Genomic DNA, 14,754 nt, shown 5'->3' with positions numbered 1-14,754 from the left:
ACCTAACCGCAGGCAAATTGCCTGTGGTTTTTGTGTATTAAAGGATTAGATTACAATATTTATGCGTATATTATTGGGACAAATGGCGAGATATTATGGATACTTTTAAATTTATTTGCTTTTTTTGAAACCTTTTTCATATACATACGTAATAACTAAGGAACAGAGTAAAGGGTAGCTTCATTTGCAGGGGCCTCTTATTCAATTTTTAGTTACGGGCTGAATTTATCTAGTAAGTATTCTTCGGAAAATCGGAGGCCGCTTACAGCGTTAAGTACGGGAAAGGAGGCGTTCCGTTGAAAATTTGGCGTTATATTTCTTTGCTCTTATTTGGATTGCTGTTTACCATGTCTTCACTGATGGTGCCGGCTGTTTCTGCAAAGGAGAAGATCGTTTACCATGTTCCGATTGAAGAAACGGTGGAAAAGGGACTCTCTGCTTTTTTAGAGCGTGCGTTGACCACTGCAGAAGCCGCTAATGCAGATCTTGTCGTTTTCGAGGTGAATACCCCTGGTGGTGCTGTTGATGCGGCAGGGAAAATTGCTAAGTTAGTGTCCGATTCACCAATAAAGACAGTTGCCTACGTCAATAACAGAGCTCTTTCTGCAGGCGCCTATATTTCTCTGAGTGCCGATGAGATCTATATGGTTCCGAGTGCGACGATGGGATCGGCAGCTGTTATTGATTCATCAGGAAACGCTGCAGGAAAGAAAGCGCAATCTTATTGGCTTGCTGCCATGACGACTGCTGCTGAACAAAATGGACGCGATCCGATTTTTGCCCAGGCGATGGCGGATGAAGACATCAACCTTCCTGAATATGGTGCAGAAACCGGAAAGCTGCTGACATTTACAGCGGAACAGGCTAAAAAGGCTGGCTATAGTGAAGGTACCGTTTCTGGGATAGAAGAGCTGTATAGTATACTTGGGGTTGAGGATGCCGATATTCGATCTATCGAAGAAAGCTTTCCTGAGAAACTTGCCCGCTTTTTGACCAATCCAATTGTCATTCCTATTTTATTAACAATAGCAGGAATCGGGATTGTGATTGAATTGTTTTCACCTGGTTTTGGAATTCCGGGTGTTATAGGGATTTCCAGTCTTGTGTTGTTCTTTTATGGCCATCTTGTCGCAGGTATCACCGGGTACGAATCGTTAGCATTGTTCATTATTGGAATCATTCTTGTACTAGTAGAATTTTTTGTCCCAGGGGGGATTATCGGGCTGCTTGGGTTTACCTCGATTGTGGGAAGTCTATTCCTCGCATCAGGTGATCCTGTTCATATGACGATTTCCTTGCTAATTGCGATTACCGTATCCATTTTGGTATTCATCCTACTTGTAAAGGTGTTTGGAAAACAGATGAAATTTTTCAGGAAAATGATATTAACCGATGCAACAAAAACGGAACAAGGGTATGTGAGCAATCCGAATCGAGTGGATTTATTAGGTGTTGAAGGGAAGGCCCTTACAGATTTAAGGCCTTCAGGAACAGCTTTGATTAATGATGAAAGAGTTGATGTCGTGACTGAAGGAAGTTTTGTTTCCAAAGGTTCGTCAATCATAATTGTTAAAGTTGAAGGATCTAGGGTTGTCGTCCGGGAAATTCCGGAATCAAATTAAAAGATACAGGAAGGATGAATCATTAAGTGATAACTTCAGGAACGATTTTTATTGTACTGGCAGTGATTGCTGCTATCATCGTATTGGCAGTGTTTTTCACATTCGTACCAGTAATGTTATGGATTTCTGCTTTAGCGGCAGGAGTCAAAATCAGTATATTTACATTGGTGGGTATGAGGCTTCGTCGAGTTATACCAAGCAGAGTTGTCAATCCTCTTATTAAGGCCCATAAGGCTGGAATCAATGTTTCAACGAATCAATTGGAGAGCCATTATCTTGCAGGCGGTAATGTCGATCGCGTCGTGAATGCATTAATTGCTGCGGAACGTGCGAATATCGTGTTACCTTTCGAAAGAGGTGCGGCTATTGATCTTGCTGGTCGTGATGTACTGCAAGCTGTTCAAATGAGTGTTAACCCGAAAGTGATCGAAACTCCGTTCATCTCTGGTGTAGCAATGAATGGGATTGAAGTAAAAGCGAAGGCAAGGATCACGGTTCGTGCCAATATTGAACGTCTAGTCGGTGGTGCCGGTGAAGAGACGATCATTGCCCGTGTAGGGGAAGGGATCGTATCGACAATTGGTGCTTCGAAAATGCACACGGATGTACTGGAACATCCCGATTTGATTTCAAGAACAGTTTTATCAAAAGGGTTGGATTCAGGAACAGCATTTGAAATTCTCTCCATTGATATCGCTGAAGTGGATATCGGGAAAAACATCGGGGCGATCTTGCAAACAGACCAAGCCGAAGCGGATAAGAAAATTGCCCAGGCAAAAGCAGAAGAACGACGTGCCATGGCTGTTGCGCTTGAACAGGAAATGGTTGCCCGCGTTCAGGAAATGCGAGCGAAGGTTGTCCAATCCGAAGCGGAAGTTCCGTTGGCTATGGCAGATGCACTAAAAAGTGGAAACCTTGGAGTGATGGATTATATGAATATCCAAAATATCACGGCTGATACGGATATGCGTGATTCCATCAGTAAAATATCCGACAATCCAAAAGATAACAACATTAACAATAATAATAATAACAATAATAATATTTAGATCAGGGAAGGGAGGTCTTTAAATGGGAGATTTTATTGATTTCTTTCTCAAGAACCCATTCCTTATCATTGTCTTGATCGGTATTTTAACGTCCATGTTAGGAAAGAAAAAGCAGCCTCAGCAAAGTGATGATCCAAACACGCCTCCGAAAAAGAAATGGCAGGAGGTCATCCGGGAGCTTCAAGGTGAAATGGCACAAGGTAATCAACAGCAAAGGCCTACACCTGCTCCCGTAAGGAAAGTCGAACAGCAGGCAACTCAGGCTGCTGAAGTTATCGATGAGACGAAAACTGAAGCTAACAAAAGGATTGCGGAGCTTAGGCGTCTGCAGCAGAAATACGATCAAGAGCGTTTGTATCAAAAAGCAAAGGCTGATCAAATTACATCAGCGATTTCAGATAACAGCAGTTCAGTCTATCGTAAAGGTCCATCTTATGGCAAAAAGCAGCTGATTGATGGAATTATCATGTCAGAGGTGTTGGGCCCGCCAAGGGCAAAGCGCAGTCTGCAGAGGTCAAGGAGATAACTCGATAGGGGACCTGTTTGCATTATGTATTTGATGCAATAAAAAAATAGACTTTTGTTCCTTTATAATTTTGTGCTAGAACCCTCTTTCATTTCATACATTGAGATGAAAGGGGGTTCTTTTTTATGGCTCGTAATTGGGGAAAAAAAATGAAACAGCTTATGACCAAAACAATGGACCTTCCGCAAGATGTCATGATGGACCTGCCGCGAATTACTATGATCGGACAATTACATATTTATATTGAAAATCATCGTGGCTTATTAGCTTTTACTGACAGTGAAGTACGATTGATGCTGAAAAATGGTCAGTTGCTAATAAAGGGAACAGCCTTTGTCATTAAGACGATTTTGCCGGAAGAAATCATGCTAGAAGGCAAGATTGACAAGGTATATTTTATCAATGAATGATCCCGGGAGGTCTCCATGAAAAACCAATGGACAAACTACTATACAGGCTATGTTAAAGTGAAGGCATATGGCAGAGGTGCGGAACGGTTGATTAACATGCTGACAAGGAGAGGGCTTCATATCTGGGATGTGAAGCGTGTTGGAAGTGAATCTCTAATTTTTCATATGGATTTTAGAGATATTCCAAAGCTCCGTCAGGTTATGCGTAAAAGTGACTGCAAAGTAAAGTTCATGCAGGGAAAAGGCGTTCCGTTCCTATTGAAGAGAGTTATGAAAAATAGCGGGTTTTTGGCTGGTCTAATTGCCTTCCTGCTTTGCATTTTTGTACTTTCCAATATGGTTTGGGGCATTGACGTGCAAGATGCAAAGCCGGCAACCGAGCATGCCATCCGAAAAGAGTTGGACAAGATGGGCGTGAAAATTGGTAAGGTGCAATTTTTTGTTGATGATGTGGATACAATCCAGCGTAAACTATCTGATCGGATTGGCGCATTAACGTGGGTGGGAGTTGAGCTGAAGGGGACAACTTACCATTTTAGAGTTGTTGAAAAACGGCAGCCGAAAGAAATCGAGAAAACGTCTCCACAGAATTTGGTAGCTTCGAAAAAAGCAATAATCACTGATTTGTTCGTAAAAAAAGGACAATCTATAGTAAACGTAAATGATTATGTCGGCAAAGGGCAGCTTCTTGTTTCAGGTGTGATAGGGAAAGAAGACAAGCCGGAAATTGTATCAGCTCAGGGAGTAATAAAAGGGAAAACCTGGTACAAGGCGGAAGTGAAGGTTCCATTGAAAACTAAATTTTCTGTTTTAAACGGAAATGAAACGAGTAAGCACTATATAAAAATGAGTAGCTTTTCTTTGCCAATCTGGGGTTTCAAAGATCCGGGATATGAAAAACAGGAAAAAGAAACGACTGTGAGGCCGTTTCACTTTCTTCAATGGGAACTGCCTATTTCCTATAAAGTTGTGACCTTAAGGAGCAAGGATGATATTGTCCGAAGTTATACGAAGGAAGAAGCGATAAAGGAAGGTAAAAAAATGGCCCGAGCCGATTTGCAAAAGCTGCTCGATGAGGAAGATGAAATCGTGGGAGAAAAAATTTTGCACGAAAGCATAGAGAATGGTAAAGTTAAATTATCTATACATTACCAAGTTATTGAAGATATAGCGATTGGACAGCCAATCATTCAAGGAGACTAACGAATGGCAGATGATGTGAAAGTAATTAAGCTAGAAATAGAATCACCTAATGAAGCAATTGCTTTATTGGGCAATGGAGATTCAAATGTAAAAGTGCTTGAAGAAGAGCTTGGAATTTCAGTTATTACCCGAGGTGAAGCAATCAGTGTTGCTGGAGAAATCGAGCGGGTAACAATGGGTCAGGAAATATTGAAAGCACTATTAACAGTAATTAGAAAAGGAATTACAATCAGTTCCAGGGATGTTCTATATGCAATTGAATTGGCTAGAAAAGGGACCTTGGAATATTTCGGTGAATTATATGAAGAGGAAATCGCTAAAACAGCTAAAGGGAAATCCATTAAAGTCAAAACAATCGGTCAGAGATACTATATTCAAGCTATAAAGAAGCAAGACTTAGTATTTGGAATTGGACCTGCTGGAACCGGGAAGACCTACCTTGCTGTAGTGATGGCGATTAATTCATTAAAAAATGGCCATGTTAAAAGAATTATCTTGACTCGACCGGCTGTTGAAGCGGGTGAAAGCCTAGGTTTCCTGCCAGGAGATCTGAAGGAAAAAGTAGATCCGTACCTACGGCCGTTATATGACGCCCTACATGACCTTCTGGGGATGGAACAGACCCAAAGGATGATAGAACGTGGAACGATTGAAATTGCTCCTCTTGCCTACATGAGGGGACGTACGCTTGAAGATGCATTTGTCATCTTGGATGAGGCACAAAATACGACTGAAGCCCAAATGAAGATGTTCTTAACTCGGCTTGGATTCGGTTCAAAGATGGTCATTACGGGAGACCGTACACAGATTGACCTTCCCAAAGGAATGAAGTCTGGTTTGGTTCGGGTTGAAGAAATCTTGAAAAATGTTAAAGGTCTTTCATTTGTTTATTTTGAACAAATTGATGTTGTAAGACATCCACTTGTAGCCAAAATCATTACTGCTTACGAGCAGGCAAAGGAATAAGAAAAAAATCCGCCAATTCCACTCGGCGGATTTTTCGTGCTGTGTGTAGATTATGTGTCTTTATTAGCAAAAAGTAGAAATAGAACGGAAGAAGCTTTACATTTATCATAACCAGGGTGAAAATTAACAAGAAAACTGTTATGATTTTACATATCTAGAATATTACATCACTTTCTTATAGGAGGACCTTCCTTGAATCGTATCCAGAAATTTTTCACTAAAATAAAGGGGCTATTGGTCCATCGTTTTTTTCAAGTACTGTTGTTTCTGATACTTGGTTTGTTTGCGTATGGATTAATGTTTTCCAATGTCAAACCGGAAAAAGTCCAGGTAGAGCTTTTTAAGCCGGCAGAACAAACTATTCGTTCAACAAAGACTGTAGAAGATACATATAAGACCGAACAAGAAAAAGAAGAGATTTCAAAACAAGTGGCGGATGTCTATACATTAAAAAAAGAATACGCCAAAAATAAAGTAGATCTGATTTCATCCATTTTTGATTCGGCGATTGAGGTGAATAAAGAAACAGATCCTGAAAGAGATAAAAAAGAGGAAGGAAAGGAAGATAAAAAGGAACCAATAAAAACTGATGCTCAGAAGGTTTCCATTTTAAAAGAAAAATTGACAGATGAAGTCAATAGAAATATTGAGGATTCTGTTTTCCTTGCTTTAGTACAGGCGGATGAAGATGAGTTGAAAATTGCAAAAGACTCAACGATCACGGCTGTTAATAATGTGATGAGCTCACGAATTGCGGCCAGTGATGTCGAAAATGCCAAGAAAAAGGTTGTAGAAGAATTAGGGTATATGAGCATTAATAGCGATATGAAAAAAGCCTCTAATTCCCTTGCACGCACGGCAATCATCCAAAATGTGTTTTTCGATAAGGATAAAACCGAGGAGCAACGTAGGAAAGCAGTCGAAAGCGTAGAGCCTATTAGAATTCTTCAGGGGCAGATTATTGTTGAAGAAAATCAGTTAGTAGACCGGGATGTGTACAGGCAACTTGAACTGGCAGGTTTTTTAAGTACAGAGTCTACCATTTATCCTTATATTGGGCTACTGCTATTTATCCTTTTAACTTTTGGAGCTTTTTATTACTTTTTTTACTTTTCAATTTCCAAAAGGGATAACAAATACAATCAGTTATTGATCTTCAGTCTTGTCTTTATCCTTTCAATGGCAACTATGAAAACTGTCAGTGTTTTGGCAGATCTTAAAAATTCGAATTTGGAATACATTTTCCCAGGTGCCATGGCGGCTATGCTTATTAAGATTTTATTGAATGATAAGCTAGCTGTAGCAATGATTATTTTATTAGGTTCGTATGGTACGATTATATTTAATGGTGATACACCTGGAAATCTAGATTTCTCTATGGGACTTTATATTATTTTCGGGGGTTTGGCGGCAATCATTATATTATCGCGCCCCAATTTCAAATCAAAAGTTCTGATTGCAGGACTTCTGATGTCTTTAATCAATATGGCATTTGTATTTTCGCTTATCTTTATAATGGACGGGCATTATACTAAAATGGAGTATTTGTACTATGCTGCTGCAGCTATAGGATCGGGAGTGGGTTCAGCTGTTTTGACAATGGGCCTGTTACCGTTTTTTGAGGCAGGTTTCGGGATCTTATCATCGATGAAGCTAATCGAACTTTCAAATCCAAACCACCCTTTACTACGAAAAATTTTAATTGAAGCGCCAGGGACTTACCATCATAGTGTAATGGTGGCCAATTTAGCGGAATCAGCTTGTGAAGCTATTGGATCAAATGGATTGCTTGCAAGGGTCGGCAGTTATTATCATGATATAGGCAAGACGAAACGTCCGCATTTTTTCATCGAGAATCAGATGAATGAGGAAAACCCGCATGATCGACTGCAGCCGGAAACGAGTAGGGATATCATCATTGCCCATGCTGTTGATGGTGGAGAGATGTTGCGCAGTCATAGATTCCCGAAAGAGATTGTTGATATTGCGGAGCAACATCACGGGACTACTTTATTGAAATTTTTCTATCATAAGGCGAAGAAGCAGGATGATTCGACAGTTGAAGCCTGTTACCGTTACCCAGGCCCAAGGGCGAAAATGAAGGAAGTCGCTGTCATAGGGATTGCTGATAGTGTAGAGGCCGCGGTGAGATCGATGCAGCACCCTACACCTGAGAAGATTGAAGAGCTGGTAAGTTTTATTATTCAGGACCGAATTCAAGACGGTCAATTTGATGAATGTGACATTACTATGAGAGAATTAAGTATTGTGAAGCATTCCTTATGTGAATCGCTTAATGGTATCTTCCACTCTAGGATTGAATATCCGGAGCCGGATAAATTAGGACAGAAGGTGAAAGAATGATTTTAGCAATCGATTTAATGGATGAAACGAACGAAGTTACGGAAAAAGCTCAGAACCTTGTTGAAAGTATTCTGCAATTTGCGGCTAAAAAAGAAAATATTGAAGAAGATACGGAACTGTCTGTCACTTTTGTAGATAATAAAAGAATTCAGGAAATCAATAAAGAATATCGCCATAAAGATGCAGCTACCGATGTCATTTCTTTTGCACTGGAAGAGATGGGTGAAGATGAAGTGGAAATTATCGGGGCCGAAATGCCTCGTATGCTTGGTGATATTATCATTTCCATTGAGCGTACAAAGGAGCAGGCAGAAGAATACGGACATTCTTTTGACCGTGAACTTGGGTTTTTAGCTCTTCATGGTTTTCTTCATTTACTAGGCTTTGATCACATGACTGAAGAAGATGAAAAAGTGATGTTTACTAAACAAAAGGAGATCTTGGAAGAATATGGACTTTCAAGAGAAGGATAAAAAAAAGTATCCTTTAATAAAAAGCTTCTCGTTTGCCTGTCAGGGGATTTTGGAAGCAGTTCGAACAGAACGTAATATAAAGATTCATTTCGTATTAACAGTAATCGTCGTATTCTTTGGTTGGTATTTTTCATTGAATGGGATGGAATGGCTGTTCATTTTGGCTGCCATTGCTGGTACGATTACATTAGAGCTCGTTAATTCAGCGATTGAAAGGGTTGTAGACCTGGTAACAGACCAAATCCATCCCCTTGCTAAGCAGGCAAAAGATATTGCAGCGGGAGCTGTATTCATATATGCTATATTTTCTATAATAGTTGGATTGATTATCTTTTTGCCGAAGTTTGGTCTATAGGTGGTTGAAATGGTATCCAATTTGAAAGGAAGATGTGAATTGAATACGAATGAATTGATCGAGGAAGCTAAAAAAGCAAGGGAAAAGGCTTATGTACCTTATTCAAAATTCAAAGTAGGGGCTGCTTTATTAACTGCCGATGGTAAGGTTTATCATGGGTGCAATATAGAAAATGCTGCATATAGTATGTGCAATTGCGCAGAAAGAACCGCTTTATTTAGTGCCTATGCCCATAATGATAAGAAGTTCACAAAACTAGCAGTCGTGGCAGATACTGATCGTCCAGTTTCTCCATGCGGAGCGTGCAGGCAGGTTATTTCAGAACTATGTGAACAAGATATGATGGTTGTTTTAACCAACTTAAACGGGGATATTAAAGAACTAACAGTACAGGAATTGCTTCCAGGAGCTTTTTCACCGGAGGATTTAAATGAATAAACTATTTGACGAAACACAAGTAAAAGGTTACAAATCAGGTTTTATTTCAATTATAGGACGACCTAATGTTGGCAAGAGTACATTTTTGAATCGGGTTATTGGTCAAAAAATTGCCATTATGAGTGATAAACCGCAAACAACTAGAAACAAGGTTCAAGGTGTACTTACACAAAACGATTCACAAATGATATTCATTGATACACCGGGTATTCATAAACCGAAGCATAAGCTTGGGGACTTTATGATGAAGGTAGCAACAAATACATTGAAAGAGGTCGATTTGATTCTCTTCATGATTAATGCGACAGAAGGATACGGACGTGGTGATGAGTTTATCATTGAAAAACTACAAACCGTAAAAACACCTGTTTTCCTTGTAGTCAACAAAATTGATGCTATGCACCCTGATGATTTGCTTCCAATTATTGAGAAATATCAAAAGCTTTATCCGTTCGCGGCCGTCGTTCCAATCTCAGCGCTTGAGGGCAATAATGTCGATACACTGCTTGAGCAAATCAAGGAGCATCTTCCTGAAGGTCCACAGTTTTATCCAGCTGACCAAGTAACCGATCATCCGGAGCGTTTTATTATTTCCGAATTGGTCCGCGAAAAAGTTCTGCACCTGACTAGGGAGGAGATTCCCCATTCAGTGGCTGTTGTTATCGATTCAATAAAAAAAATGGATAACAGTGATACGATTAATGTTATGGCTACGATTGTGGTAGAACGTGATTCACAAAAAGGTATTGTCATTGGTAAGCAAGGGAAAATGTTGAAAGAAGTCGGTAGCCGTGCGAGGGTTGATATCGAGAATTTATTAGGCTCGAAAGTATTCCTGGAACTATGGGTGAAGGTACAGAAGGATTGGCGTAACAAAGCAAGCCAACTTCGCGATTATGGTTTCAATGAGAGTGAGTATTAATTAGCAAAATTTACGCTTCATGAAAGTGTGGAAAAAGGTCAAGCTAATCATATGGTCGGATATTTATATTGCTAGTTAAAAATGAAAGGTGGGCTTTATATGTTGGATTTTACCTGGGAGTTATTTAGTGAAACAGGTAATGTGGACACCTATTTGCTGTTTAAGGAGATAGAAGTCGAAAGACAGGAAAGACCCTTAGTATTGAGTGAAGAGCTAGCAGATATTGATTTTCCTGTTTCATAAGATAGTCTTGGCAAGCATGGGTGGTGTCTTGGTATGCTCCAAAAATGTGAAGGCATTGTCATAAGACGGACTGCATATGGAGAAAACAACAAAATTATTACTATTTATACCCGTGAGCTAGGGAAAATTGGAGTTATGGCTAGAGGAGCCAGTAAACCTAATAGCAGGCTTGCTGCCGTCACCCAACTTTTTTGCTCCGGGTATTTCCTTGTTTCTACATCAAGCGGACTCGGAAGTCTTCAACAAGGAGAAATGGTCGACTCGCTTCGTTTTATAAGGGAGGACCTTTTTGCCACTGCATATGCTTCATACATTGTTGAATTGGTTGATAAAAGCGTTGATGATAAGAAACCAAATCCATATCTGTTTGAATTACTCTCGCAAACCTTGCATTACATAAACGAAGAATATGACGCGGAGGTTTTGAAATTTATTTTCGAAATGAAGATGCTGCCCGTCAACGGGATTAACCCAGTACTAAATCAATGTGCTGTTTGTGGTGAAACAGAAGGGGAATTCTCCTTCTCGCTACGGGAAGGTGGTTTTATTTGTCACCGCTGTCTGGGAAAAGACCCATATCACTATAAAATTTCACCCGCAGCCGTTAAATTGCTGCGAATATTTTATTATTTGGATTTATCAAGGCTCGGAAACATTTCGGTTAAGCCTGAAACGAAAAAAGAACTGCAGAAAATCATTGATGCTTATTATGAAGAGTATTCAGGCCTCCATTTAAAATCAAAAAAGTTCTTAAAACAGATTGATACGATGAAAGATATGTTTTAAGATTTGACCTATTGACATTCCAGGCCTGATTGTATAAAATTCTAATCATTAAAATAAGAAGATTGCGTTGATGGAAAAGAGTATCTGTCATTCTCCATAAAAAGCGAACCCGGGATGGTGAAAGCCGGGATATGGATTTACAGGGAAGGCATTCCGGAGCATGTAGCTTTGAAAAGAGGCCGGTTTATTAACGGCAATTAGGGTGGAACCGCGGGTAAACTCTCGTCCCTATGCATTTCGCATAGAGACGGGAGTTTTTTGTTTGCAAAAATGCGAAAGAATAACAATGAATGGACCGGTAAAACACTTGAATTAATTGGTGAAATGCATGCGTGGCCGATAAACGATTCAAAATTACTGGTATAGGAGTTCCCGTCCCTAATTCATAAAGAGGCGTTTTAAATAATCTGGAGGTGTACGATGAATATTCAAAATATGATTTTAACTTTACAAAAGCATTGGTCTGAACAAGGCTGCATATTAATGAATGCTTATGATGTCGAGAAGGGGGCAGGAACGATGAGCCCTTATACGTTCCTTAGAGCAATTGGACCTGAACCGTGGAGTGTTGCTTATGTGGAGCCATCCCGCCGTCCAGCAGACGGTCGTTATGGAGAGAATCCTAACCGTCTCTATCAACATCATCAATTCCAAGTGATCATGAAGCCATCACCAGACAATATCCAAGAGCTGTATTTGGATTCATTGCGCGCATTAGGTATTAACCCACTTGAGCATGATATTCGCTTTGTAGAAGATAACTGGGAAAACCCATCACTAGGTTGTGCTGGTCTCGGCTGGGAAGTTTGGCTTGATGGAATGGAAATTACACAATTTACGTATTTCCAACAGGTAGGCGGTCTTGAGTGTAAGCCGGTTTCCGTGGAAATTACATATGGAATCGAGCGTCTGGCTTCCTACATTCAGGAAAAAGAAAATGTGTTTGATCTAGAATGGACAGAAGGATTTACAGTACGGGATATTTTTGGACAGCCGGAATACGAGCATTCAAAATATACGTTTGAAACATCCGACCTTGATATGTTATTTCAACTTTTCACAATGTATGAAAAGGAAGCACATCGCCAAATGGAAGAAGGGCTTGTACATCCTGCCTATGATTATGTTTTAAAATGTTCACATACATTTAATCTTTTGGATGCAAAAGGTGCGATTTCAGTAACGGAAAGAACGGGGTATATAGCCCGCTGCCGTAACTTAGCACGTAAGGTTGCCAAAACCTTCTATGAAGAGCGGGAAAAATTAGGCTTCCCGATTCTAAAAGTGAAAGGGGAGAATACAAATGAGCAAGCGTGATTTGTTATTGGAAATTGGATTGGAAGAGATGCCGGCTCGTTTTGTGACAGCGTCTATGAAACAGTTGTCAGATAAAGTACAGAAATGGCTTAAGGAAAAAGCAATTGAATTCGGAGCGGTTGAAGCTTTTTCCACACCAAGACGTTTGGCCATATTGGTAAAAGACGTTTCAGAATCACAAAAAGATATCGAAGAAGAAGCAAAAGGACCAGCTAAAAAAATTGCTTTGGACAGTGAAGGAAACTGGTCTAAAGCAGCATTAGGGTTTGTTAGAGGCCAAGGGATGACCGCTGAGGATATTTATTTTAAAGAACTTAAGGGTATTGAATATGCCCATGTAAATAAATTCATTAAAGGACAACCGACTTCCCAGCTTTTATCTGATTTACAGGAAATTATCAGCGGGATGACGTTCCCGAAAAATATGCGTTGGGCCAACCAAGACCTTCGTTTCGTCCGTCCGATTAAATGGCTGATTGCATTATTCGGCAACGAAGTAGTGCCATTTTCCATAGCTGATGTTGAAACAGGCCGTGAAACAAAGGGACATCGCTTCCTAGGAGAAGTTGCAATGATAGAGGCTCCTGAACAGTACGAAGCAACGTTAAGAGACCAGTTTGTCATGGTTAATCCAGATAAACGTCGTAGTGTTATTTTAGAACAGATTAAAAGTCTTGAGCAGGAAAAAGGCTGGATTATCCCAGTTGATGAAGATCTGCTTGAAGAAGTCAATAATTTGGTTGAGTACCCAACGGTGTTATTTGGCCACTTTGAAGAAGAATTCCTTGAACTTCCAGCTGAAGTTTTGATCACTTCAATGAAGGAGCACCAACGTTATTTCCCAGTTAAAGATCAAGACGGCAAGTTACTCGCATTCTTTGTAACCGTTCGTAATGGAGATGACCGTCATCTAGAAAAGGTATCTAAAGGAAATGAAAAAGTGTTGCGTGCCCGTTTATCGGATGCGGCATTCTTCTTTAAAGAAGATCAGAAAAAAGAGATAGCAGATGCTTTGAAAAAACTCGACAGCATCGTTTATCATGAAGAAATAGGTACCTTAGCTGAGAAAACAGCCCGTGTAACAGCGGTGACAGGCGTTCTGGCAGATGCTTTGAATTTAAAGGCAGAAAAGGATCTGGCGGTTCGTGCTGCTGAAATTGCTAAATTTGATTTAGTAAGTCATATGGTTTATGAATTCCCCGAATTACAAGGGTATATGGGTGAGAAGTATGCGCTCCTAAAAGGAGAAGCAAAAGAAGTAGCGGCTGCAATCAATGAACACTACATGCCAAGACATGCGGATGACAATGTGCCGCCTTCTGTTATTGGAGCAGTTGTAAGTATAGCCGAAAAAATTGATACTCTCGCATCATTCTTTGCTATTGGCGTCATTCCAACCGGCTCCCAGGATCCATACGCATTGAGAAGACAGGCAAGCGGTGTTGTTCAAATTTTAGCGGAGAAAAAATGGAATATCTCTTTAGAAGAGCTTATTACTCTAGGACTTAAAGGACTTGAATCAAAAGGTCTTCTAAAACGCGATTTAGAGGAAGTAAAAGCAGACATGTTTACCTTCTTTAAAGCGCGGGTAAAACATTTACTTCAAGAACAGCAGATTCGTTATGATTTAATTGATGCCGTTCTGATCGATGAGATTGGGTTTATACACTCTTTAGTAGAACGTGCTCATGTATTGGACGCGAAAAAAGATGAAGCAGGCTTTAAAGAAAGCCTCGAAGCATTAAGTCGCGTTATGAATATTGCTGTAAAGTGTGACCATAAAGTGACAGTTGACCCGAATGCTTTTGAAAATGAGCAGGAAAAAGCGCTTTATGAAAAATATCAAACAGTAGCATTGCGATATGTTGAATCTAAAAAAGAGAAAGAGCGTTTTGAACATCTTATCTCGCTTCAATCGGAAATAGAATCATATTTCGAGAATACAATGGTCATGGCAGATGATGAAGCAATCCGTAATAACCGCTTATCCCTAATGAAAGAAATTAGCGATTTAGTTTCAGGCTTTGCGGCTATGAATAAAATTATCCTTTCATAATTGAAAGGATTCATCGAAATCGGA

The 14,754-nt window shown here is 40.0% G+C and carries 15 protein-coding genes and 1 other annotated feature; all 15 genes read left to right on the top strand.

All coding sequences use genetic code 11. The annotated features are described in order from the left end of the window. Positions 1-302 precede the first annotated feature (302 nt). The 15 genes from NST21_RS19380 to glyS all read left to right on the top strand — a co-directional run bounded on the left by NST21_RS19380 (position 303) and on the right by glyS (position 14,730). Positions 303-1,622, top strand: coding sequence for an NfeD family protein (locus NST21_RS19380; RefSeq protein WP_387509828.1), 1,320 nt, complete (start codon positions 303-305; stop codon positions 1,620-1,622). Positions 1,623-1,666: 44 nt separating this feature from the next. Beyond that, positions 1,667-2,671, top strand: a complete 1,005-nt coding sequence (gene floA / locus NST21_RS19375; protein ID WP_445670603.1) for a flotillin-like protein FloA — start codon at positions 1,667-1,669, stop codon at positions 2,669-2,671. Positions 2,672-2,693: 22 nt separating this feature from the next. Further along, a complete protein-coding gene (locus NST21_RS19370) occupies positions 2,694-3,197 on the top strand; it encodes a hypothetical protein (protein WP_340890751.1) in 504 nt (167 codons plus the stop codon). A gap of 125 nt (positions 3,198-3,322) precedes the next feature. Next, complete coding sequence (yqfC, locus tag NST21_RS19365; RefSeq protein WP_053347001.1) at positions 3,323-3,607, top strand: sporulation protein YqfC; 285 nt, start codon at positions 3,323-3,325, stop codon at positions 3,605-3,607. 15 nt (positions 3,608-3,622) lie between these two features. After that, positions 3,623-4,810 carry a sporulation protein YqfD gene (gene yqfD, locus NST21_RS19360; RefSeq protein WP_340890749.1) on the top strand — a complete coding sequence of 396 codons (1,188 nt, stop codon included), beginning with the start codon at positions 3,623-3,625 and terminating at the stop codon, positions 4,808-4,810. Between the two features lie 3 nt (positions 4,811-4,813). Next, positions 4,814-5,776, top strand: coding sequence for a PhoH family protein (locus NST21_RS19355; RefSeq protein WP_340890748.1), 963 nt, complete (start codon positions 4,814-4,816; stop codon positions 5,774-5,776). A gap of 192 nt (positions 5,777-5,968) precedes the next feature. Then, complete coding sequence (locus tag NST21_RS19350) at positions 5,969-8,140, top strand: HD family phosphohydrolase (RefSeq protein WP_340890747.1); 2,172 nt, start codon at positions 5,969-5,971, stop codon at positions 8,138-8,140. After that, positions 8,137-8,613 (top strand): rRNA maturation RNase YbeY, encoded by a 477-nt coding sequence (ybeY, locus tag NST21_RS19345; RefSeq protein ID WP_053346997.1) that lies wholly within the window; start codon positions 8,137-8,139, stop codon positions 8,611-8,613. Before NST21_RS19350 ends, ybeY begins: the two co-directional genes overlap by 4 nt. Continuing rightward, positions 8,591-8,968, top strand: coding sequence for a diacylglycerol kinase family protein (locus tag NST21_RS19340; protein WP_056528658.1), 378 nt, complete (start codon positions 8,591-8,593; stop codon positions 8,966-8,968). Before ybeY ends, NST21_RS19340 begins: the two co-directional genes overlap by 23 nt. A gap of 9 nt (positions 8,969-8,977) precedes the next feature. Then, the gene (locus NST21_RS19335) at positions 8,978-9,406 is read left to right on the top strand and encodes a cytidine deaminase (protein WP_376102825.1); all 429 of its coding nucleotides are present in this window, start codon (positions 8,978-8,980) and stop codon (positions 9,404-9,406) included. Next, the gene (gene era, locus NST21_RS19330; protein WP_053346995.1) at positions 9,399-10,328 is read left to right on the top strand and encodes a GTPase Era; all 930 of its coding nucleotides are present in this window, start codon (positions 9,399-9,401) and stop codon (positions 10,326-10,328) included. The genes NST21_RS19335 and era overlap by 8 nt, the downstream gene beginning before the upstream one ends. Before the next feature lie 99 nt (positions 10,329-10,427). Next, positions 10,428-10,571 (top strand): YqzL family protein, encoded by a 144-nt coding sequence (locus NST21_RS19325; protein ID WP_082527684.1) that lies wholly within the window; start codon positions 10,428-10,430, stop codon positions 10,569-10,571. 33 nt (positions 10,572-10,604) lie between these two features. After that, positions 10,605-11,357, top strand: a complete 753-nt coding sequence (recO, locus tag NST21_RS19320; protein ID WP_056528660.1) for a DNA repair protein RecO — start codon at positions 10,605-10,607, stop codon at positions 11,355-11,357. Positions 11,358-11,415: 58 nt separating this feature from the next. Further along, positions 11,416-11,590, top strand: a binding site (T-box leader). 187 nt (positions 11,591-11,777) lie between these two features. Further along, complete coding sequence (gene glyQ, locus NST21_RS19315; protein ID WP_053346993.1) at positions 11,778-12,674, top strand: glycine--tRNA ligase subunit alpha; 897 nt, start codon at positions 11,778-11,780, stop codon at positions 12,672-12,674. Then, positions 12,661-14,730 (top strand): glycine--tRNA ligase subunit beta, encoded by a 2,070-nt coding sequence (gene glyS / locus NST21_RS19310; protein WP_340890746.1) that lies wholly within the window; start codon positions 12,661-12,663, stop codon positions 14,728-14,730. The genes glyQ and glyS overlap by 14 nt, the downstream gene beginning before the upstream one ends. Positions 14,731-14,754 lie beyond the last annotated feature (24 nt).

The organism is Peribacillus sp. FSL K6-1552 (assembly GCF_038005205.1).
Lineage (GTDB): Bacteria > Bacillota > Bacilli > Bacillales > DSM-1321 > Peribacillus > Peribacillus butanolivorans.
Note: the sequence above shows the minus strand (reverse complement) of the source record. Positions and strands in the feature narration are given on the sequence as shown.